The 22008-nt window shown below is 64.7% G+C and carries 15 protein-coding genes and 2 tRNA genes; 3 read left to right on the top strand and 14 right to left on the bottom strand.

Features of this window, described 5'->3' with window-relative positions:
* Positions 1–38 precede the first annotated feature (38 nt).
* From QM712_RS07965 to QM712_RS07955, 3 genes are all read right to left on the bottom strand, one after another.
* On the bottom strand, positions 39–4364 hold the full coding sequence (locus tag QM712_RS07965; protein ID WP_415022521.1) for an autotransporter domain-containing protein: 4326 nt from the start codon (positions 4362–4364) through the stop codon (positions 39–41).
* Between the two features lie 312 nt (positions 4365–4676).
* A complete protein-coding gene (locus tag QM712_RS07960) occupies positions 4677–5258 on the bottom strand; it encodes a response regulator (protein WP_415022569.1) in 582 nt (193 codons plus the stop codon).
* Complete coding sequence (locus QM712_RS07955; RefSeq protein ID WP_415022520.1) at positions 5192–6634, bottom strand: sensor histidine kinase; 1443 nt, start codon at positions 6632–6634, stop codon at positions 5192–5194. Before QM712_RS07955 ends, QM712_RS07960 begins: the two co-directional genes overlap by 67 nt.
* Between QM712_RS07955 and QM712_RS07950 the strand changes: the two genes are divergently transcribed.
* The gene (locus QM712_RS07950) at positions 6608–7246 is read left to right on the top strand and encodes a response regulator transcription factor (protein ID WP_415022519.1); all 639 of its coding nucleotides are present in this window, start codon (positions 6608–6610) and stop codon (positions 7244–7246) included. The genes QM712_RS07955 and QM712_RS07950 overlap by 27 nt on opposite strands.
* A 392-nt stretch (positions 7247–7638) precedes the next feature.
* Here QM712_RS07950 and QM712_RS07945 read toward each other — a convergent pair.
* The 6 genes from QM712_RS07945 to QM712_RS07920 form a co-directional block, all read right to left on the bottom strand.
* Positions 7639–7713, bottom strand: a tRNA-Asn gene (locus QM712_RS07945).
* A 141-nt stretch (positions 7714–7854) separates the two neighbouring features.
* On the bottom strand, positions 7855–8223 hold the full coding sequence (locus QM712_RS07940) for a hypothetical protein (protein ID WP_415022518.1): 369 nt from the start codon (positions 8221–8223) through the stop codon (positions 7855–7857).
* Between the two features lie 187 nt (positions 8224–8410).
* Positions 8411–10114, bottom strand: coding sequence for a flotillin family protein (locus QM712_RS07935; RefSeq protein WP_415022517.1), 1704 nt, complete (start codon positions 10112–10114; stop codon positions 8411–8413).
* 21 nt (positions 10115–10135) lie between these two features.
* Positions 10136–10795: an OB-fold-containig protein gene (locus tag QM712_RS07930; protein WP_415022516.1), complete on the bottom strand. Its 660-nt coding sequence runs from the start codon at positions 10793–10795 to the stop codon at positions 10136–10138.
* Between the two features lie 10 nt (positions 10796–10805).
* Positions 10806–11969 carry a PspA/IM30 family protein gene (locus QM712_RS07925; protein WP_415022515.1) on the bottom strand — a complete coding sequence of 388 codons (1164 nt, stop codon included), beginning with the start codon at positions 11967–11969 and terminating at the stop codon, positions 10806–10808.
* 276 nt (positions 11970–12245) lie between these two features.
* A complete protein-coding gene (locus tag QM712_RS07920) occupies positions 12246–12506 on the bottom strand; it encodes a hypothetical protein (RefSeq protein ID WP_415022514.1) in 261 nt (86 codons plus the stop codon).
* Positions 12507–12762: 256 nt separating this feature from the next.
* On the opposite strand from QM712_RS07920, the gene QM712_RS07915 reads away from it, so the two are divergent.
* Together QM712_RS07915 and QM712_RS07910 are read left to right on the top strand one after the other, a co-directional pair.
* Entirely contained in the window at positions 12763–12942 is a 180-nt protein-coding gene (locus QM712_RS07915; protein ID WP_415022513.1) for a hypothetical protein, read from the top strand.
* 91 nt (positions 12943–13033) lie between these two features.
* Positions 13034–13107 (top strand) — tRNA-Cys (locus QM712_RS07910).
* A 109-nt stretch (positions 13108–13216) separates the two neighbouring features.
* On the opposite strand, the gene QM712_RS07905 is transcribed toward QM712_RS07910, so the two are convergent.
* The 5 genes from QM712_RS07905 to QM712_RS07885 all read right to left on the bottom strand — a co-directional run bounded on the left by QM712_RS07905 (position 13217) and on the right by QM712_RS07885 (position 21994).
* Positions 13217–13978, bottom strand: a complete 762-nt coding sequence (locus QM712_RS07905) for an ABC transporter ATP-binding protein (RefSeq protein ID WP_415022512.1) — start codon at positions 13976–13978, stop codon at positions 13217–13219.
* A gap of 7 nt (positions 13979–13985) precedes the next feature.
* Positions 13986–14702 carry an ABC transporter permease gene (locus QM712_RS07900; RefSeq protein WP_415022511.1) on the bottom strand — a complete coding sequence of 239 codons (717 nt, stop codon included), beginning with the start codon at positions 14700–14702 and terminating at the stop codon, positions 13986–13988.
* 274 nt (positions 14703–14976) lie between these two features.
* Positions 14977–15717, bottom strand: coding sequence for a tRNA-uridine aminocarboxypropyltransferase (locus QM712_RS07895; protein WP_415022510.1), 741 nt, complete (start codon positions 15715–15717; stop codon positions 14977–14979).
* A gap of 41 nt (positions 15718–15758) precedes the next feature.
* Positions 15759–18866: an efflux RND transporter permease subunit gene (locus tag QM712_RS07890; RefSeq protein WP_415022509.1), complete on the bottom strand. Its 3108-nt coding sequence runs from the start codon at positions 18864–18866 to the stop codon at positions 15759–15761.
* Complete coding sequence (locus tag QM712_RS07885) at positions 18866–21994, bottom strand: efflux RND transporter permease subunit (RefSeq protein WP_415022508.1); 3129 nt, start codon at positions 21992–21994, stop codon at positions 18866–18868. Before QM712_RS07885 ends, QM712_RS07890 begins: the two co-directional genes overlap by 1 nt.
* Between the last annotated feature and the right edge of the window lie 14 nt (positions 21995–22008).

Here is a 22008-nt window from a genome sequence, read left to right as displayed (position 1 = left end):
ACGAACGTCGGCTCTAGGCCCCAGTAGACTTCACGGAATTACCACGCGTAGCGCACAACGCCTTTGCCGGCGTAGCTCGACGTCACGTTGGAGAACGCGCCTTCGAAGGTGCCGGCGACCGACCAGCCGTTGCGCCATTTCATCTCGATCGACGCGGTGGTGAGTGCGGAGTCCGCGGCTTGCGCGGCGCCGTTCACGACGAACGACGCACCGGGCAATGTCTGGAACGTGGCGGCGATCGAGCGGTTCGGATCGTAATCATGCGCCCAGGCGAACCGGGTGCGGAACGTCAGCAGGCCGTCATTGACGATCCACGATTTGTCGGTGCGGAAACCGAGTTCGCTGCGTGGATCCGTGACGCTCTTGGCACCATAGGCCAATCCGAAGGTATTGAGGCCGACGGTCGCAGACTCCGCGTAAGCCGGCAGATCGAACGTCACGAACTGCGCGGCTGCATAGGGCGTGATGCCGACACCGAACGTGGCCGGCGAGACGAAGCGATATCCACCTTCGACGCGTCCCGACCACGCATTCGCATTGAACTCGGCGTGGAGACGATCGGAGCCTGCGACGGTCACCGTGCGGTTGGTGGTGATGTCCTGCCAGCCGTAAGCGAATGCCGCGGAAACATAGGCCGGCCCTGCGGTATGACGCACGTTGGCCCCGACTTGAAACAGATCCGATCGTCCGGTGCCGCCATTGGCCACACTGAAATTGGTGCCCCCACCGGCCATCGCAAAGCCCGCGATGGTATTCGGCGAGAACAGATAGTCGGCGCCGACCGCCGTGCCATAGATGCTGCTGGTGGTGTTGTTCGAACCGAGCGCACCATTGCCCGATGTCGATTGCGACCCGCCGAATCCGGCGCCCCATACGCTCCAGCGCTGCGCGAAGGTTTGTGGCGGAGCCTTTGTAAATTGCGCGAATGCGTCGGTCGGAGTGGATTTCGCAGCGTAGGCGTTCTCCGCCGCATAGCGGCTCGCGGGTGATGTGCCGGAGCTCTCGCCGCGCATCGTGAACGGATCGATCATGGCGCCCATGAACTGGCCCATCGCGTCGAACGTCGTCTGCTGTGATCCAACGGCGGTCTCGCCGGAGATCTGTGTCAGCCCCGCCTGCGTGAGTCCGCCGAAGATGAGGGGAATGCTGCCATTGGTGTTGAAGAAGTTGATGATGGCGTTGGCCGTCCCCTGCTGGTTGCCGCTGTTGTTGTAGCCCGGCGGCGGCACGAAGTTGAGCGCCAGATCGAGATAGGCATGGGTCGCGTCATAGCTGAGCGTGGTGTGAAAACCCGACGGCAGGTTGGTGTCGATCGTCGAACCGAACGTTCCGCTGATGCTGCCTGCGGTCAGGATCATGTACTGCTTGGCGACGTAACTGCCGTCGGCGAACAACGCACGCACGGTCGCGCCGCCGAGGGTCGCCGTACCGTATGCCGTTGTGAACGACGACGTCGTCGGATTGAGCGAGACGACATAAAGCGCGCCCGATTGGAAGGCGAGATTGCCGCCGATCGTTATCGACGAACCCGGCGTCCCATTGCCGGGCGTCAACGTGCCCCCGCTCATGATGGTTGTCGTCGCCGGCAACGGATCGACGAATCCGGTGCCGGTCAGTGTTCCACCCGTGTTGACCGTGACGTTCATAGAGCTTGCGATCGAGCCATCGACCTGCAGCGTGCCGCCATTGATGGTCGTGGCGCCCGTGTAGGTGTTGTCTCCGGTCAGCGTTTCGTGGCCGCTCGACAAGACCAGATTGCCGCCGTTGCCACTGATCTTGCCCGCGAACGTATCGTTCGCGGCGGTCAGCGTCAGCGTCTTGCCGCCATCGAGAAAGACGTTCGCGCTGGTGTTGGTGCCGGCCAGCGTGGTGATCGACGCGCCTGTCGTGGTGACGGACAGATCCAGCGAGCCGTTGTCGATGACCTTGCTCGAACTCGCGATCGAGCCGGTACCGATGAGCCCGAGGTCCGCGCCGCTGTTGATCGTGGTGACGCCGGTATAGCCGTTGCTGCCGCTGAGATTTTGCGTGCCGCCGGAGATGGTCAATCCGCCGCTGCCGTTGATGGCGCCGGCAAATTGGTTGCCCGACTGCCCAACCGTGCTGGTGAGCGTCTGGCTGCCGAGCGTGACCACGCCGTCGCTCGCGCCTGCGAGCCCCTGGATCGACGCGCCGGACGTCGTGCCCGAAATGTCGAAAGTCGCCGTGCCGGTGCCGTTGCCGACCGTGACCAAGGATGACTGCGCGATCGAGCCCGTCCCGATCAACGCCAGCGTGCCGCCCGTGATCGTGGTCGCCCCGGTATAGGTGTTGGTCCCCGACAAGGTCTGCGTGCCGCCGGATACGCCGAATGAGCCTCCGGTGTTGTTGTTGATGCCGCCGTCCTTGATCACACCGGCAAAGGTGCTCGAACCGTTGGTGATGGTCAGCGACCTGAAGCCAAGCGCAACCACGCCGGTCTGGTCACTGGCCGTATTGCCCAACGTCGTGATCGAGGCGCCGCTGCCGGTCTGCGAAACGTCGAAGATGCCCCCGGTTGCCAGATTGACCGCGTTTGAATTGGCGACGGACCCGCTTCCCGACAATGCCAGCGTTGCGCCCGTGCCGATCGTGGTTGCGCCGCTATAGGTGTTGGTGCCGGAGAGTGTCAGCACGGTATTGGAATTGGACACCGAGAGAGCGATGGCGGCGGAGGTGCCGTCCTGGATCACGCCGCTGAATGTCGAGGACGCTCCGCCCTGAATGGTCAGCGTGCTGGTGCCGCCACCGGCACTGTTGGTGACCGTGCCTCCCCCGCTGAGCGACGCCAGCGCCTGATCGGAGCCTCCGAGATCGAGCACACTGCCGGAATTGACCTGCATGGCCGATGCACTGCCGAACGCATTGGTGGCGCCGCCCTGGAGCGTCACGGCCAGATTGCCGTAGCCGCCGACGATGGTCGTACCCGAGTAAGTTGCGTTGGCCGTCGTCACCCTGAGAAGGTCGGCGGTCGCGCTGTTGTCCGCACCCCAGATATTGGTCACAGCCGTCGATGTGCCGGTGTAGGTGGCCATCGCATTGCTGGTGCCGGTGACCTCGATATTCGGATCACCGCTCACGTTGACCGCGTTCGCCAGCGTGATGTTGTTGAGAACGAGTGTGGAGCCCGCGAGCATCGAGATGCTGCCGGCGTTGGCCCCCGAACCGAGCGCGGCGCTATTGCTGAGACTGAGGCGACTGTCGGCATTGATCGTGATGCTGCCCGTGAAGCCCGTATTGGCCCCGCTGATGATCACGGCTCTGCCGCCGTCGGTCGTGATCTGCAGCGCTCCGGAGCCGGTGAACTGATTGTTCTGGGAATAATTGAAGCCGCCCGCGATCGCACCCGAGGCCGCCGTCTGATTCAGGATGAGCGTGGTGCCGCTGGTCCAATTGATCGAGCCGATCAGGCTCGCGTTGCTGGCGCTCGACGTGTAGCTGTTGGTGCCGCCGGTGAAATCGATCGCATTGGCTTGTCCGTTGCTGCCGGTGCCGCCGGCGATCGTTCCGCCGTTGATGATGGTCAGACCTCCGCCCATGATGCCGACGGCGCCGCGGCCGCCGCTGCCGTCGGGACCGTTGTTGGACCCGATATAGGGGCCGCTCGTGATGGCGAACCCCTGCCCGCCCGCACCACCACTGCCGCCGTTGCCGCCCTGAATGGTGCCGCTATTGGTCAGAGTCGCGCCGCTGGTCTGGAAGAGGATTCCGATGCCTCCGTCTCCACCATTTCCGCCGCCGTCGCCGACACCGTTCGGCGCGGCGCCGCCGGCACCGCCATTGCCGCCATTGCCGCCCGTGATGGTCGATGTGTTGCTGTTGGTCGTCGCTCCGGTCACGATCAGGCCGTAGCCGCCGGCACCGCCACCGCCGCCGCCACCGCTGAGCCCGGTGCCGGAAGCATTGCCGCCCGCGCCGCCATTCCCGCCGTTCTGGCCGGTCAGCGTCGCCGTGTTGCTGATAGAGGTTATCGTCAGCCCGTTGTTGCCGCCGTTACCGCCGCCGCCGCCACCGGCGCCGTTTTCGGAGCCCGAACTGTCGCTGCCGGCATTGCCCGCCGTACCGCCGGCGACACCGACGCCGGAATTGTTGCTGCCGGAGCCACCCGTGCCCCCGATGCCTCCGCCCGCACCACCGCCGCCGCCGCCACCGCCACCCGCACCCGCACTGGGAGCAGCCCCGCCCTGACCGTCGCTTCCCGGTTGCTCGAAACCACCGCCTGTACCGCCATTGCCGTCGAGATCCGAGTTTTGGGTCCGGAGGTTGGTGCCGCCGCCGTTGCCGCCGGTGAGACTTTGCGCCGAGCCAGGTCCCGTAACCGCAGCGACGAGCGCAAATGACGACAACAGTGTGAGGCAAACCGAAGCCAGCCAACTTCGTGCAGCTTCGGCCGCAATTCCACGTCGTCCCGCGCGCATTTCCTGTGCCCCGCTCACGGCAATCGTCCGCGCATGCCATTTGCCGGGCAAACGACGTCGCGCGCGCCCATGCTTCGATCGGACGCGTTGGCGCCGAAATTTGCTGAAGTTCGGAAGAGCCGCTAGGTCCCGGGCCGTCTTAGGACCATGGAAAACAACGGTGGTGTTGTCTTCGCGCCACAACCGGGCTCCGAGCTCCAGGCCCTAGGCTTTAGGCTCGATGGCGCCCTACGGTCTTGTTCATGACTTTTTCGCGGCCATCGTCAGATTGACGATGGCGGCACGCAACCGGCCGTTCGACACCGGCTTGTGCAGCAAGAAGCAATCGCTCGCAGTCGCCTGGCGGATTCGATCAGGCGCCGTGTCGCCCGTCATGAGGATCGCGGGAATGTCGCTATTGAACTCGGAGCGTAACCGCTCGATCGTGGTGATACCTTCTTCATCGTCCCGCAGGCGATAATCGGAAATGATCAGATCCGGGGTACTGGTGAAATCGGATGCGTGATCGTGCATCTCGGCACAGGAGCCCGCGGTGACCACGTGATGTCCCCAACCCGAAAGCAATGCGGCCATCGCTTCCTGGATGGCGATCTCGTCGTCGATCACCAGGATGAAAAGCGGCGGCTGATGAGACGGAGATGCCTCGATTGAGGGCTCGACTTCCGCAGCACCAGCGGCCAGCTCGACCGACACCTTGAACACCGATCCCCGGCCGACATGCGAGCGCATCTGCATCGGCGTATGCAATATCCGAGTCAGGCGCTGCACAATGGCGAGTCCGAGTCCAAGGCCGCGGGCCCGGTCGCGTTCCGGATTGCCGATCTGAAAGAACTCCTGGAAAATCTGATCCTGCTGATGAACGGGAATACCGCGCCCGAATCCCATACTTCGATACTCAGCCGGGCGCCGCGTCGACAGCCGATGACGACGCGTCCGATATCGGTGTAGCGAACCGCGTTCGAAATGAGGTTGCGCAGGACACGCTCGATCAGCACCGGGTCGGTCTGCACCGTGAGGCTGCAGGGAACGAGGCGCAATGAAATGCCCTTTCGATCGACTTCCGGCATCTCGTCGCGGCAGATTCGTTCGAGCAGGGGCTGGACGGCGAACGCCCGCGGCCGGGCCTCGATCACGCCGGCATCCAGTCGCGAAATGTCGAGAATGGCGCCAAACAGGCTGTCGAGCGCGGCCACCGAATTCTGGATTTGCCGTACCAGCCGGCTGCTCGGCTCATCGAGAGCCCGCTCGTGCAATGCGCCGACGAACATGCCGAGGGCATGCACGGGTTGCCGCAGATCGTGACTGGCCGAGGCCAGGAAATTCGACTTGGCAACGTTGGCCGCTTCGGCACGCTCCTTCTGACGAAGCAGATCTCTGGCGAGATCGAGGTTGGCAAATTGCAGGACGAGCGAGTCGATCAGCAGCTTGCTGAACGAATTGGCGAGAACCGCAACGACGGCCATCCAGAGTACGCAGAGCGCCGCATAGGTCCAATGCAGGGGATCGCCGCGCAGCGCCGACCAGATACAGCTCGGCACCATGATGGTGAACAGGTTGCAATAATAGGACGGCAGGTAGGTGCCGAATGCCGTGATCGACCCCGCGGCAAGCCCCGCACAGGTCAGCAGGATCAGGAATTGATATTCCGGAGGGGCCGTATTCACCATGAACAATGCGCCCAGTCCCCAGCATGATCCGCCGACGAGCGCAGTCGCGATGGCCCAAAAGGCCCAGCGACGCCAGTCCTTGGCCGGCGGTTTGAGCCACAGGTAGACGCGGACCAGGATCAGGCGCGCCGCCGTGCTCATGGCCAGCGTGAGGATGAAGACGACGGCGACGCGGAAGCCTATCGCGCCCTCATAAAGCAGCATTCCCGTCTGGATGGGGGCTGCGATCATGCCCCCGATCGTGCCCGGGGTAGAATTGCGATAGAAGCCTGCAATCTGCTCCGCGCGCAGCTCATCCAGACGGTGCGGAGACATGTCCACTTTCGTCACAGCAGATTCCCAAATAGTCGCGATCGGGCCGGCCACGCGGAATGCGGTTAACGGCGTAACGTCATAACGACGGGGCGTAAAGCCAGCCCCGGATGGATTGAATGGCATTTCCGGAGTAAAAGCCTCTGGAGCGTCGGCTTTCCGCTCCGGGGTGATTCCGAGAAATAATCGCGTATGAAGCTGCTCATAGTCGATGATCACGCCGTCTTGCGCGAAGGGCTCGCCGCCCTGCTCCGGCAATTCGAGCAGGCCGCGGACGTGCTGCAGGCGTCCGACGTCGCGGAAGGATTGCGATTGGTCGAGGCGAATCCCGATCTCGATGCCGTCTTTCTCGATCTCAACATGCCCGACGAAGGCGGCATGGGAGCAATACCGGTCCTGGCGAAACGAAGTCCGCAACTGCCGGTGATCGTGTTGTCGTCTTCGGAAGATCCGACCGACGTCCGCCGCGCCCTGAAGTCAGGCGCCTGCGGTTATGTGCCGAAGTCGGCCAGCCCGCGGAATATCCTGTCGGCACTGCGCCTGGTCCTCGCCGGCGAGATCTATGTCCCGCCGATCTTGCTCGATTTCTCTCCCGCCGCGGCCGACGAGGTTGACCGGGTGACAAGCAATCCCGGTGAGCGCCTGACCGAGCGCCAGACCGAGGTCCTGCGGGAGCTGTGCCGTGGACTCACCAATCGCGAGATCAGCCGCGCGCTCGAGCTCTCCGAGAAAACGACCAAGTCGCACGTCACAGCGATCTTCAAGGCGCTTGGCGTGGTGAACCGCACCCAGGCGGCTGCGGCGGCGCGGCGCGCCGGGATCGTGACTTAGCAAGTCTGATCCTACGTCGTGGGCAAAATAACTGCGTGATTCAGCCCTGAAGCGCCTGGTTGGCCTGGCCGCGGACCGAGACGGCCTTTCTGCGATGCGGCTAGCAGTGGCTTTTCGTCGATGCCCGCTTTGGCGGGCGGACGTCGCCATCCTGGGTGCGTGTGGAGAGGTCGGTCTTTCCAGATCGCGCTTCGATTCGGGAACCTCACAGCATGCGACTGGGCAGCCCCGTTCAGGGCCGCGCCCTGCGAGCCCTTCTTGAGAACTCGAGACCGGAGGTGATTCTTCGGGGATACGAATGACGGCTGAGCCGGGATGGGAATATTGAACGAAATTTTGTTGCCGCAAACTTTGATTGTTTGCGTTATTTCGTTGAAATCATTGAAAGATTTTGGCTCCCCGGGCTGGATTCGAACCAGCGACCATCCGATTAACAGTCGGATGCTCTACCGCTGAGCTACCGAGGAAAGGGCGAACCGACGTTCGCGCGCGGCTGCGTATAACAAAGCCGCTTGCGCTTGCAAAGGACGAATTCGTCATCTTTCGCAAGACGCGGAGGATGGGCCCCAGAAAGGTTCGGGTCCCTCCTCCCGGCTGCTGAAGGAAGCCTATTCGGCCGTGAAGGACGTGGTCTTGGTGCCGGGGTCGTAGCGCAATCTCAGCACGTTGAACTTGCAGAGGTTGACGTTCTTCCACAGCACGGATTCGTCGTAATTCTGCCAATCGACGCGGATGTTCCAGACGCATCCCTCATCGTCATTGTCGAACTCGACATAGGTGCTGGCCTGGTTCTGCAAGACCTTGTCGAGTTCGTTGTCCCATTCGTCCATGCCGTCGTCCGGCGCGTTGAAGCCGAGAAACTTGATGGCGTAGCCGGTTTCGTTGACGACGGAGACGTTGCGGGAATCGGCGGCTTGGGTCGGCGCGGCAGCAATCGCGAGACCGATGGCGATCAGTCCCGAGAGAAAATACTTCATGTGAAATCCCCCGATCGAAACAGGCTTCGGCGCCTGACGTCGATCGGCACAGGCGCCGCGGCAACCAATGGCGTTGCCTCAGAGGGCCATCCGACGCACGACCAAATGGTTGATCACATCGGAAGACGTGCGCGATGCGCACGTCTTGTTCTCATCGATTCCGCTCACTGCGGCAATGAATGGGCATTCATAGATCGGCGGTGTTTGTTTTCTCTCCGGCGGCCGCTGCTGCGGGCGCGATCGCAGCGCCGTTGCCCTTGCCGGTCACCGCGCCGACCAGCGCCTTGACGGGATCGTCTCCTGGCGCAAAGCCGCTCTGGCGCAGGATCTCGTCGATCATCGGGCGCAGCGCGTGCACCTTGAGAAGTTCGCCCGCGAGCCCCTCGCCGAAGCCGACGTTGCCCGCGCCGTTACCGCTGCCGCCGAACGCGCCTCCTGTGTGCAGGATGCGGACGTCCTTGAGGTTCGCGATCGGCCTGACCATTTCGGCGAGTGCCGAAGGCATCGTCTCGATCCGCTTCTTGGCGATCTCGAAATCGATGACGTTGCTGCCCAGCTTGTTCTGGGCTTCGTTCTTCATGGTGATGACGGCCGCTTCCGCCTCACCGATATTACGGACGCCGACCGCCTTGATCTTGTTGGACTCCGCTTCCGCGGTCGCCAGCGTCTTGGTGGCCTCGGCGCGATCGAGTGCGGCCTTCTTCTCGGCTTCGGCCGCGACGATCAGCTCGGTCGATTTGCGCTCGGCCTCGGTGCGTGCGGCGAGCACCTGGGTCAGACGGCCGCGGTCGGCGACCTCGACGGCGCGTGCGGTCACGACCTTTTCCTCGGCCGAGACGGCGACGGCTTCGGCGGCCTTGGCTTCGGCCACCGCCTCCGAGGTCTGCTTGCTCTTGGCCGCGATCTGGATCTCGTTTTCCTGCGTTGCGATCTGGATCTCGCGCTGGGCGTCGGTCTTGCGCTTGTTGATCGCCAGATCCGATTCGATGACAGCGGTTTCCTTGACCTGCTTGGCGCCGGCCTCCTTCTCGGCGACCGCCCTGTCGGTGTCGATGCGGGCGTTCTCCTCGGTGAGGCGCGCGGTCTGCGTGGCGCTGGCGACCTCGGCTCGGGTGCTCGCGGTCTTGTTGGCGATGTCGCGCTCTTGCGACAACTCGGCTTCCTTCTTGGTGCGCTCGATCCCGAGGGTCTGCTGCCGCGCCTCGAGATCCTTCTGGGCGATCGCCACCTCGTTGTCGCGCACGATGGCGTTGCGGTCTCGGCGGCGGGTTTCGGTGACGGTCTTGAGCTGGGTGAGGCCTTCGGCGTCGAAGAAATTCTCGGGGTTGAAGAACTTCACGTCGGTCTGGTCGAGTTTCGTCAATGACACCGACTCGAGTTCGAGACCGTTCGACTTCACGTCGGATTCGACCGTGGACTGCACGTGCTTGACGAAGTCCGACCGCTTCTCCTGAAGCTCCAGAATGGTCATGGTCGCGGCGACCGAGCGCAGGCCGTCGACGAACTTGGCCTCGACCTGATTGCGCAGCGCCTCGGCGTCGTTGGTCAGCGCGCCCAGCGTCTGGCTTGCCAGCGCGATGCTCTCTTCGTCCGGGCGGACGCGCACGTAGAATTCGGCGACGATGTCGACGCGCAGGCGATCCTTGGTGATCAGCGATTCCCGCTCCTTGCGTTCGACCGTGAGCCGCAGCGTCTTCAGGTTGACGCTAGCGTAGGAGTGGAAGATCGGCAGGATCATGGCGCCGCCGTCGAGCACGACCTTCTTGCCTCCGAGGCCGGTGCGCACGAAGGCCTCGTCGCGGGTGGCTCGCTTGTAGAGGATGGTGAAGACGATGCCCAAGACGACGATCAGCGCGACGCCGATCATGGCCGGGACTGCGATGTCGAACATGACTTTCTCCGGTATGACTTACTAGCTGCTTAGACTGGACTTCGGTGGTTTGAGTTCATCCTCGGCCTTGACCGCCACGAAGCGGGTGCCGGCGCGATCGACCAGAAGGACCATAGTTCCCTGCGGCAGGGGGGACGACGACGGCGCGGCGACCGCCCAGACGAAATGGCGGTTGCCGTGGACGTCGGCGACGCTGACGCGGCCCGGCGGGCCCTGGTCGAGCGGTCCGATCACGACCTCGCCGACGCGGCCGACGAGATCGCCGAGCCCGACCGCGTAGCTCTCATCTTTTGGGATGACCCGCGCGATCGCACCGCTCGTCGCGCGGACAAGTGGAATAGAGACGACGACCGCTCCGATGGACGCCGCTATCGCCGGCAAAGGACCAGCGATCATCCGCGCGATATCCTGGATCAGGAAACCGGTGATGGAGAAGGCGCCGAGCAACAGCAGCAGGAAGATCAGCAGCGGGACACCGCCGACATTGATCCACGAGATGGCGTTAATCACGCCATTGTCGCTGGGATGGCCGAAGTCGACGGTGGTGCCGAGCATCTCGCTAAGGGAGGCCCCGACCAGCATCGAGATCACTTCGATCGATCCGACGATGAGGATCATGGCCGCCGCGATCGCGAACGGCCTGACCTCCGGCGCCATCACGTGTTCGAGCAGAATGCTCATGACACGGTACTCAGGAGCGCGACTTCAGCCGCGCCAGCCTCGCCGCAATCTCCTTGTCGCGATGCAACGTGCTGAGCTCGTCGATGTCGCTCGAATACGGGATGCCCGGCGGCACGCCGGTGGCGCGTGCCACCGCCCTGCCCGCACGCAACGCCTTCGCCGTCGCTGACGCCCCGCCGGCCTTCCGGGGCGACGTCGCAGACTGGTGGCTCGCGGCGATTTCGCTCCTCTCGAGATCGGCACGGCGCTGTTCGGCGTCCTGCAGGGCAGACAGCACTGCACGGAGCGAGGTGACGCACTGCTCGATCTTCTCGTTGTTCTCGTCGATGGCACGCGAAAGCACCTCGAACTGCGCCTCAAGGTCCATCTGTCGTGCAATGCCTGAGCGCGCGAGGTCGTCGCGGCCCTCCTCGATCGCACCCTGGATCTTCGCCGCGAGATCGGTCATCTCGCGTTCGATCTCCTTGCGCCTGGCGTTGAGGCGGTATTCTTCGGCCCGCGCCGCCGCGAGCGCATCGCGCGCCTCGCTCTCTGCGCGTTCGATTTCGCGGATGGCCTGGCCGACCACCCCGAGCTTGTTCTTGCCTTCCGCCTGCTCGATCGCGTCGTAGGCGATCCCGGCGATCAGGCGTCCGATCCGGGACAGGAAATTGTCGGGAGCGGCAGCGATGGTATCCATGGCGTTCTCCTCCTCTGGCAGACTGTTCGGCGTGACGCCGTAGTGAATCTCAAAGCCGTCATCGGTGCGGATGAGGCGCGCGGGCGCGCTCTGTCCCCACCCTTCGGCATAGCCGGCATAATCGAATGGCACGCTGAAGCGCCCCTGCACGGTCGAGATCGAAATCGTGGCGGGGCCCTTGATCTTGGCGAGCTTGTCGTCGAGCGGCAGGCGGCGGCCCTGCGCGGCGCGATAATCGGCGCGGTCGCGCAAACCCAGCGTCACCAGCCGTGACGGCAGCGCCGTCTGCTTTCGGATCGGCTCATAGGCATGGGCATGAAGCAACACGACGTTGGACCCGACGTTGTGGTTGCGCGCGACCTCGTCGAGGATGTCCATCATCTGGTCATAGGCTTGGAACGTCGCCTCCAGAGCGGCCTTCGCGGCCGGGTCAGGGGCAAGCCTGTATCGAAGCGCGGACGGGGCGTTTCGGGGCGACGGGTTCATGGAAAGCACTAAAGCACCATTTTGGTGCTTTCGAAAGCCGGCGATCAATCACGTTCCGCTGATCATCCATGATGGGCTCTATGGGTTAGTCGCTCTCGCATGGAGGGACGTTCAAGACTGGCCGTCGCCCCGCCGTGCCGGAAAGACGCAACGGGCGGCTTGCGGCCCTTCCGGCCCCCGTGCGGCCCTCATCAACAGCCTGTCCGCAGCATATCCACAGGCCGGTCGCGGCGGATTTGTGAGAAAGCGTAAGCTACTTGCTGCGCACAAACCCACAAGCCGCGGCTAGCCGCCGCCCTGATCGAAAACTGTGCGGCAGGCTTCGCTCAGATTGGCCCGGTTGCGCCGCAGGCACGCGGTAATGGCGCGCACGTTGGGGATTTCGCCGGCGCAGAACCGGTAGACGTCTGGCGTGCAGGCGCGTCGCTGCTCCGGGGTCCCCTGCGCCGAGGCGGCTGACGCGAACAGCGTGAGGAACAATCCGATCGTCGAGGCGCGGCGCGCCCGGCTTTTCGCGCCCGCATACCTCAAGAACCTTGCCTTCATGATGATTTCTCCCGTCTGGCCGTCCGGACCGCGTCGGCCGGTGTCGGGAGAAGAGGTAGGGAAAATAAGCCAGTGAGAATGTGATCTCTTTCACACTGTCAGTCCTCACGCGCCGCATACGGTTCACATCGGGACTATTCAGAGATCGCTAACCAATCGGGCCCTGATCGCCGGATCGTTAAAATGCAAACGATCCGCTCAATCGGGCAACAAACCAGCTTTGCGACATTGCGCCATCCGCGTTTCGGAGGGTGTGATGAGCGAAGCCGAATTCAACTTGCTGCTGGATGCCGTCCGGGACGCCATGGCGCCCGTGCCGGAGGAGGACTTCGTGTCGCGCTCGTGGATGTTTGACGCTACCCCGAAGGCCGCCAACGACAATGAGGGCGCCTGGCCCCTGATTCCGTTTCCCGACGGCTGGTACGCGGCGAGCTGAGACTTCTCGCGGGGCCACGCGACCCGGTTGGAAAGTCGGATGAAGGCGGTTGCCTAAACCCCTCATCCTCTATATTGCTCCGCCCTCACGGGGCCACGTGGCGGAGTGGTTACGCAACGGTCTGCAAAACCGTGTACACCAGTTCAATTCTGGTCGTGGCCTCCATCACAAATCTCTGGATTTATTGATCTAATTTCCCTCTGTCCGGGGTTCCGCGCGCCGGGCTGGGAAACTCGGCACAGATGCCTGTCCGGCGAGCAAAAGCCGGCCGAGCCTACGCCTTGGCCTTGCCGGCACCGCCGAGATACCGCCCGAGAATCTCCTCGACCGTGCCGGCCGCGGTGATTTGTCCCTCCTGCAGCAGGATCGCGCGGTTGCAGGTGCTCTTGATCAACTCGATGTCGTGTGACGCCAGCACCAGGATGCCGGCCTGCGCCACGATCTGGTCGAGCCGCTCCCGGGCCTTCTTGCGGAACTGTTGATCGCCGACGCCGATCCATTCGTCGAGCAGTACGATCTCGCCCTCGACGGACGTCGCGACCGCGAAGATGAGGCGCAGCATCATGCCGCTGGAATAGGTCCGCAGCGGCAGGTCCAGGCGGTCGCCAAGCTCGGTGAAGTCCGCGATCTCCGCGCGCCGCGCATCGATCTCGGCGCGCCGCGCGCCGATCACGAGCCCGCGCCGCATGATGTTCTCGTAGCCGGTGGCTTCCTCGTCGAAGCCCGCCTGCAGATCGAACAGCGACAGGCAGCGTCCGGCCACGTCCACGTTGCCGGACGTCGGGTGATAGATGCCGGCAAGAACCCTGAGCAGCGTGGTCTTGCCCGCGCCGTTGGCGCCGATGATGCCGAGGCGGTCCCCGGCGCGAATGTCGAGATTGACGTCCTTCAGCGCGGAGACGGCATGCGGGCGCGAGGCGCTCCGGCGTAGCGTCACGGCGTTGACGATGCGGCTGCGCAGCGAGCGGTCGCGGAACGACATCACCGGAAAACTGACCGAGACGTCGCGAAGTACGATACGGGCTGCGATACTCATTCCTGCCTCACAGCCAATACGCCACCCGGCGGCGGTAGTTCGCATAACAGGCGAGACCGATCCCGGCCACGACGATCGCGTAGATTACCCCCAGCAGCCATTGATCAAGATCGGTCGGCTGCGACAGCAGCGGCCTGCGCACCAGGTCGAGCAGGGTCGCGAACGGATTGACGCGCGTCAGCCAGTGAAACGAGGTGCCGCGCACGGTGTCGGGAGTCCAGATGATCGGCGTGAGGAAGAAGACGAATTGCAGTCCGCTGACGATCGCCGAGCCGATGTCACGAAAGCGCGCGCAGAGCATCCCGAGCGCGACCGAGCCGCCGAGAAGCACGATCAGCAGGATCACGAAGCCCGGCACCGCGAGCAGCATGTTCCAATGCAGGGGCCATGGCATCACGACATAGAGCAGGACGACGATCAGCAGATGATGGGCGAAGATCAGCACGTTGCGCGCGATCATCTGCAGCACGTGCACGATCAGCGGCGCAGGCACCGCCTTGATCAGATGGCCGGAGGTCACGAAGATGTTGGCCCCTTCCTGCAGCGTCGTGGCGATCAGGGTCCAGACGATCAGGCCGACGGCGAAGGACGGCAGGAATCCGGTGATGTCCTGCTTGAAAAGCGCGGCATAGACCGTGCCGACGCTGCCGACGGTTGCCGCGAGGGTGAGCGTGATCCACAGCGGACCGATGACGGTGCGCCGATAGCGCAGCGAAATGTCCATCAGGGCGAGCGTGCCCCAACGATCCAGCCGCCCTGCCTGTGCAAGGATCTCCTGCGTTGCGCGTTGAATTAGACTGCCCCTTCCGCTTCCGGCTGTCCGATGCGACCGCGACGATCCGGTCGCCCGTCGGCCGATAACCCGTCCGCTCCCCATCGGACAATCGATCGTAGGGATGATATGGGCGGAGTCAGGGCCGCTGGCCTCGCTCGCAGGCCGGCTTCCGTGCCGATCCCGATCGCCATGATGGTTCGGAGAGCTCCAGGCAGAAACAAACTCACGACGGCCTCCCGCGCCGGAAATCGCGCCGACGGCCTTTGGCCGCCGGACGCGGCGCGAGCTCCGGCATCTCCGCCTGCACCTCGCGATAGCGCGCCAGCATCCGCTCGAAACTCGCGTGCAGCGCCTCGGCGATGCCGGGGCTGCGTTCGAGCGCCGCCAGCATCGTCGCGGCCGCTTCGATGGTCGACAGCCCGTCGCGGCGTGGCTCGCGGCGCAGGCGTCCGTAGCGCGAAGGGCGGGCCGGATTGAGGATCACGCGTTGGCATTTCAGCATCCAGGGATTTCGCCACCACAGCGCCTTGGCCTGGCTCCAGGTGCCGTCGAGCAGCACGACGCCTTCGAGCTTGCCCAGGATGGCGCGCTGGTTCTCCGCGATCTCTCCCTTTCGGGTCAGCGCGACGATCTCGCCTTCGGCCTCCAGGTCGGCCGCACGTGCCGAGCCGAGATAGAGCACGGCCCAGCGCGCCGCATTCTCGACCGGCCGCCCCAGCGCCTTGGCTAGGCTCGGCCAGGACAGGCCGACGCGCACCGTCGCATTCGTGAAATGCTTCGCCGTGAGGCGGGCCGTCCCGAGCGCCCTGTCCTGCTCCTGCGGATGCTGCAGGATCAGGAGCGAAATCCGGTTCTCGATCGTCGTGACGCTGTCACAAATGCACAACGGCATCGGCTTCTGACAGTCCGGGCACTCGGCGACCGGCTCGGCCGGCGCGGCGGCTATATCCTGTGGGTTCGACATGGGCGCCGCTATACGCTCCGCATGATGCTTCAACAACCCGTCTATTCCGCCGGCACGGCCATCGCGCGCGGCTCGGAGCGGCGGCGCAGACGGTCGATCAGCAGGTAGATCACGGGCGTGGTGTAGAGCGTGAGGATCTGCGAGACGAACAGACCTCCGATGATGGTGATGCCGAGCGGACGGCGGAGCTCGGTGCCTGGACCGGTCGCGATGACCAGGGGAATGCCGGCGAACAGTGCCGCCATGGTGGTCATCAGGATGGGACGGAAGCGCGCCAGGCAGGCCTCGAAGATCGCCGCCGCCGAGGACAGGCCGCGCTGCCGTTCGGCTTCCAGCGCGAAATCGACCATCATGATGCCGTTCTTCTTCACGATGCCGATCAGCAGGATGATGCCGACGAAGGCAATCACAGTCAGCGGCGTATTGGTGATCTGGAGCGCGAGCAGCGCGCCGAGCCCGGCCGACGGCAGCGTCGAGATGATCGTCAGCGGATGGGCGAGGCTCTCATAGAGCACGCCGAGCACGATGTACATCGCCACCAGCGCGCCGAGGATCAGGAGCGGCTGGCGGCCGCTGGTCCGGGCGAAATCGCCGGCATTGCCGTCGAAGCTGCCGCGGATGCCCTCGGGCATGTGCAATTCCTCGACCGCGCGCTGGACGTTCTGGGTTGCGACCTGGAGCGGCACGTCCGGCAGCAGGTTGAACGACACCGTTGTCGAGGGGAACGACTGCGAATGATAGACCGCGAGCGCAGCGAGGCCGCGTGTCGCGTGCACGACGGCCGAGAGAGGCACCTGCACGCCGTTGGCACCGGCGACGAAGATGCGCTCGAGGTTGGAGGGATCGACCTGGAATTTCGGGTCGATCTCCAGGACCGTCATGTACTGGTTGCGCTGCGTATAGATGATCGAGATCTGCCGCTGCGAGAACGCGTTGTTGAGCGCGTTGTCGATGTCCTGCACGCGGACGCCGAGCATGGCGGCCTTCTGGCGATCGATGCTCAGCGAGAGCTGGAGGCCACCGGGATCGCGATCGCTGGAGATGTCCGTGATGCCTTCGACCGTCTCCATGCGCTTGGCCACGATCGGCGCCCATTTCTGCAGCAGCTCGAGATCGGTGCTGGAGAGCGTGAACTGGTAATCGGAGTCGCTCTGCCGTCCGCCGGCCCGCACGTCCTGTGCGGCGAACATGAAGAGCCGGATTCCGGGCACGGGGAACAGCGCGCGCCTGAGACGGTCGATCACGGCCTGCGTCGAGACGTGATCGCGCTCCTCCGGCGGCTTCAGGCTGATGAACATGGTGCCGCGGTTCGAGGTCGCCCCGCCCGGCCCGCCGCCACCGCTGCCGACCGTCGAACCGATGCCCGCCACGGCCGGATCCTGCATCACGATGTCGGCGAGTTGCTGCTGAAGGCTCAGCATCGACTGGAACGAGATGTCGGCCGAGGCGCGCGTCGCGCCGATGACAAAGCCGGAATCGTCCGTCGGGAAATAGCCCTTGGGGACCTTGATGTAGAGCGTCACGGTCAGACCGATGGTGGCGAAGAACACCAGCAGCGTCAGCAGCGGGAAGTCCAGCACGGTGCGCAGGGTCCGGGCATAGAACGCGATGATGCGCGACAGCGAGCCCTCGATCAGGCGATCGAACAGCGTCGCCGTGCCGGACGTCGTCTGCCGGATGTAATGGGCACAGATCATCGGCGTGACCGTCAGCGATACCAGCGTCGAGACCACGATCGCGAAGGTCAATGTCAGCGAGAATTCGCGCAGCAGGCGGCCGACGATGCCGTCCATGAAGATCAGCGGGGTGAAGGCCGCGATCAGCGACAGACTGATCGACACGACGGTGAAGCCGATCTGCCGTGCGCCCTCCTGGGCCGCCTGAAACGGCCGCATGCCGTGCTCGAGATTGCGGAACATGTTCTCGATCATGACGATGGCGTCGTCGACCACGAAGCCGACCGAGATCGCCAGCGCCATCAAGGACAGATTGTCGATGGAGAAGCCCGCGACCCACATCCCGGCGCATGTGCCGGCCAGCGCGAGCGGCACGGAAATTCCGGCGGCGATGGTCGGCGTGAGGCGGCGCAGGAAGACGAACACGACCACCATCACGAGGAAGGCGGTCGCCAGCAGGGTCCATTGCATGTCGAGAACGCTGGCGCGGATCGTGCCGGTGCGGTCGACCAGCGTCGAAATATCGACGCCGGCCGGAATCCATTGCTTCAGCTCGGGGATCAGCGCCTTCACGCGGTCCACGGTGTCGATCACGTTGGCATCGCCCTGCTTGGTGATCTGGATCAGCACCGCCGGCTGCTTGTTGAACCAGGCGATGGAGCGGGCATTGCGGACGGAGTCCTCGATGTCGGCGATGTCCGAGAGCCGCACGAAATTGCCGTTGGAACTCTTGACGACGATGTCGCGGAACTCCTTCGCCGTGCGCATCTGCCGGTTCAGCGACAGCGTCTCGCTCTGGCGCTCGCCGTTGAAAATGCCGACGGGGCCGAGCGGATTGGCATTGATGATCGCGGTCCGCACGTCGTCCGTGGCAATGCCGGCGTTCGACAGCGCGACCGGGTTGAGCTGGATCCGCACCGCCGGCTGATCGGCACCGCTCACCGTGACGTCGCCGACGCCCGGCACCTGCGAGATGCGCTGCGCGAGAACCGTATCGGCGACGTCGTAGATCGCGCTGGCGGACAGAGTCTTGGAGGTCAGCGCCAGCACGAAGACAGGCGCGCCGGCCGTATTCGCCTTGCGGAAGCGCGGCAGCGTCGGCAGGTCGCTCGGCAAATCGACCAGGGCCGCATTGATCGCCGCCTGCACGTCGCGCGCGGCCTTGTCGATGTTGCGGCCGATGTCGAACTGCAGCTGGATGCTGGCCGTGCCGAGCGAACTCGTCGAGGTGATCTGGTTGATGCCGGCGATCTCGCCGAGCCGTCGCTCCAGCGGCGAGGCCACGGTCGCGGCCATCACCGACGGATCGGCGCCAGGCCGGCTGGCCGAAACGAAGATGGCGGGAAAATCGACGTTCGGGACCGATGCGACCGGCAGGAATTCGTAGGCGACGACACCCAGCAGGAACAACCCGATCGACAACAGGGTGGTCGCGACCGGCCGCCTGATGAAAGGCTCCGAGATCGACACCATCACTGCATCCCCTCGGTCGCACCCGCGACCGGCGGGCCGCCGGACTCGGCAGGCGGCAACGCCCGTTCGAGGCGGCGGTTGATCCGGTCGAGCGCGAGATAGATCACGGGCGTCGTGTAGAGCGTCAGCAATTGGCTGAGCAGCAGTCCGCCGATGATGGAGATGCCGAGCGGAAAGCGCAGCTCGGCGCCGGTGCCGCTCTCGATCGCGAGCGGCAGTGCTCCGAACAGCGCCGCCAGTGTCGTCATCATGATCGGACGGAAGCGCAACAGGCAGGCCTGCACGATCGCCTCGTTCGCCGACATCCCCTGCCCGCGCTCTGCCTCGAGCGCGAAGTCGATCATCATGATCGCGTTCTTCTTGACGATGCCCATCAGGAGGATGATGCCGATCAGGCCGATGACCGACAGGTCCTGCCCGCACAGCAGCAGCGCCACGATCGCGCCGACGCCGGCCGATGGCAGCGTCGAGAGGATGGTGATCGGGTGGATGTAGCTCTCGTAGAGTACGCCGAGCACGATGTAGATCGTGATCACGGCGGCGAGCAGCAGCCAGGGCTGGCCGGCAAGCGCCTTGGCGAATTCGGCGGCATCGCCCGCGTAGACGCCGACGATGCTGTTGGGCATGCCGATGCGGGTCTCGATCGTCTTCACCGCCTCCACGGCATCGCCGAGCGCCGCGCCCGGGGCGAGGTTGAAGCTGAGCGACACGGCCGGGAATTGCGCCTGGTGCGAGATCGCGAGCGGCGCGGTGGTGCGGGTCAGTGTCGCCACGGCGGACAGCGGCACCTGCGCGTCGGACGTGCCCGGCAGGTACAGCTTCGACAACACCGAGGGATCGCGCTGGTACATCGGCAGCGCTTCCAGCACCACGCGGTACTGGTTGGCCTGGCCGTAGATGGTCGAGATCTGACGCTGCGCGAAGGCATCGTTCAGGGTGTCGGTGATGCTCTGGAGGCTGACGCCGAGCTGGCCCGCGCGCGTGCGGTCGACATCGAGCTGCGCCCGCAAACCGCCCTCCTGCGCCTCCGAGGAGACGTCCTGGAACAGCGGATCCTGCCGCATCTCCGCGACCAGCTTGCGCGCCCATTCCGAGACCAGCGTCGCGTCGGTGCCGGTCAGCGTGTACTGATACTGCGACCGGCTCGACTGGGTCGAGATCTGGACGTCCTGCACCGGCTGGAAATAGACGGTCATGCCGGGAATGCCGGCGACCCTCTCCTTCAGGCGGGTAATGACCACGCCGACATCGTCCCGCCGCTCGCCGCGCGGCTTCAGCGTCATGACGAGACGACCGACATTGGTGGTCGGGTTGACCGAGCCGGCTCCGATCACCGAGACCACGCCGATCACGTCGGGATCGGCCTTGATGGCGTCGGCGGCTTCGGCCTGCCGCTTCTGCATCTCCGCGAACGACACGTCAGGCCCCGCCTCCGTCACCGCCGTGATCGAGGCGGTATCCTGCAGCGGCAGGAATCCCTTCGGCGCCACGACGTAGAGAGCGAGGGTCGCGACCAGCGTCGCGAGGGTCACGAGCAGTGTCGCGCGCTGGCGTTCGAGCACCCAGAGCAGCGTCCTGTGATAGACCTCGACGGTCCTGTCGATGAAGCGGCTGATGGCGGCGAGCCCCGGCACCGCCAGTTCCTCATGGGCGTGCCGGAGCAGGCGCGAGCACATCATCGGCGTCAGCGTCAGCGAGATCACGGCCGACGTGACCACCGCGATCGTCAGCGTCAGCGCGAACTCGCGGAACATGCGTCCGACCAGGCCGGACATGAACAGCAGCGGGATGAACACCGCGATCAGCGAGACCGTCAGCGAGATCACCGTGAAACCGATCTCGCTGGCGCCCTTGAGCGAGGCCTCCATCGCGCTCTCGCCGTTCTCCATGTGACGGACGATATTCTCGATCATGACGATGGCATCGTCGACCACGAAGCCGGTGCCGATGGTGAGCGCCATCAGCGACAAATTGTCGAGGCTGAACCCGGCGAAATACATGATGCCGAAGCTGGTGATCAGCGACAGCGGCAGCGCCACGCCGGCGATGAGAGTGGCGCGGAGCGAGCGCAGGAACAGCAGCACCACGAGCGTCACCAGCACGACGCTGAGGACCAGCGTGAACTGCACGTCGTGGACGGAGGCGCGGATCGTGTCGGTCCGGTCCGACACGATCGTCAGGTTCACGCCGGTCGGTATCGCGCGCTGGACCTTGGGGATCTCGGCCCGGATCTGCTTGACGACATCGATCACGTTGGCGCCCGGCTGGCGCTGGATGTCGATGATGACGGCCGGCGTGCCCTGGTACCAGCCGCCGGTACGGTCGTTTTCCAGGCCGTCGACGATCTGCGCGACGTCGCCGATCGTGACCGGGGAGCCGTTCCGGTAGGCGATGATGATGGGCTTGTAGGCGTCGGCGGCGGCGATCTGGTCGTTGGCCGCGATGATGTAGGACTGCTGCGCGCCGTCGAGCGACCCCTTCGGCCCGGAGACGTTGGCGTTGGCGATCGCGGCGCGCAGGTCCTCCATGGCGATGCCGTAGGCCGCAAGCCGGGCCAGATCCGCCTGGATGCGAACCGCCGGCTTCAGGCCACCCAGCACCGAGACCCGCCCGACCCCGGAGATCTGGCTCAGCCGCTGCGCCAGGATGGTATCGGCAATGTCGCTCATCACCCGAAGCGAGATCGTTTCGGAGCGCAGCGCCAATGTCATCACCGGCGCATCCGCCGGGTTCACCTTGGCGTAGATCGGAGGATAAGGCAGCGTCTTCGGCAGCACACCTGCGGCCGCGTTGATGGCGGCCTGCACGTCCTGGGTCGCACCGTCGATATCACGGTTGAGATCGAACTGGAGCGAGATCTGGCTGACGCCGAACGAGCTCGTCGAGTTCATCGCCGAGAGCGACGGGATCTGTCCGAGTTGCCGCTCCAGCGGCGCGGTGATCAGTGAGGCGATCACGTCCGGGCTCGCGCCGGGCAGTTGCGTCGTCACCTGCACTGTCGGGAAATCGACCTGCGGCAGCGCCGAGACCGGCAGCGCGAAATAGCCGAGGGCGCCGCCGATCAGCAGCGCGATGCCGAGCAGCGACGTCGCGATCGGCCGACGGATGAAGGGTTCGGAGACGCCCATGAGACGCGCCTGCC

This window comes from Bradyrhizobium sp. (assembly GCF_047605465.1).
Lineage (GTDB): Bacteria > Pseudomonadota > Alphaproteobacteria > Rhizobiales > Xanthobacteraceae > Bradyrhizobium.
This window is presented reverse-complemented; position numbering and strand designations above follow the sequence as displayed.

What these genes read in the sequence shown, in the direction of transcription:
- QM712_RS07950 (WP_415022519.1), top strand. Translation starts at nt 6,608, where the DNA reads ATGAAGCTGCTCATAGTCGATGATCACGCCGTCTTGCGCGAAGGGCTC.
- QM712_RS07900 (WP_415022511.1), bottom strand. Translation starts at nt 14,702, where the DNA reads ATGGACATTTCGCTGCGCTATCGGCGCACCGTCATCGGTCCGCTGTGG.
- QM712_RS07920 (WP_415022514.1), bottom strand. Translation starts at nt 12,506, where the DNA reads ATGAAGGCAAGGTTCTTGAGGTATGCGGGCGCGAAAAGCCGGGCGCGC.
- QM712_RS07935 (WP_415022517.1), bottom strand. Translation starts at nt 10,114, where the DNA reads ATGTTCGACATCGCAGTCCCGGCCATGATCGGCGTCGCGCTGATCGTC.
- QM712_RS07930 (WP_415022516.1), bottom strand. Translation starts at nt 10,795, where the DNA reads ATGAGCATTCTGCTCGAACACGTGATGGCGCCGGAGGTCAGGCCGTTC.
- QM712_RS07940 (WP_415022518.1), bottom strand. Translation starts at nt 8,223, where the DNA reads ATGAAGTATTTTCTCTCGGGACTGATCGCCATCGGTCTCGCGATTGCT.
- QM712_RS07890 (WP_415022509.1), bottom strand. Translation starts at nt 18,866, where the DNA reads ATGGTGTCGATCTCGGAGCCTTTCATCAGGCGGCCGGTCGCGACCACC.
- QM712_RS07905 (WP_415022512.1), bottom strand. Translation starts at nt 13,978, where the DNA reads ATGAGTATCGCAGCCCGTATCGTACTTCGCGACGTCTCGGTCAGTTTT.
- QM712_RS07885 (WP_415022508.1), bottom strand. Translation starts at nt 21,994, where the DNA reads ATGGGCGTCTCCGAACCCTTCATCCGTCGGCCGATCGCGACGTCGCTG.
- QM712_RS07915 (WP_415022513.1), top strand. Translation starts at nt 12,763, where the DNA reads ATGAGCGAAGCCGAATTCAACTTGCTGCTGGATGCCGTCCGGGACGCC.
- QM712_RS07895 (WP_415022510.1), bottom strand. Translation starts at nt 15,717, where the DNA reads ATGTCGAACCCACAGGATATAGCCGCCGCGCCGGCCGAGCCGGTCGCC.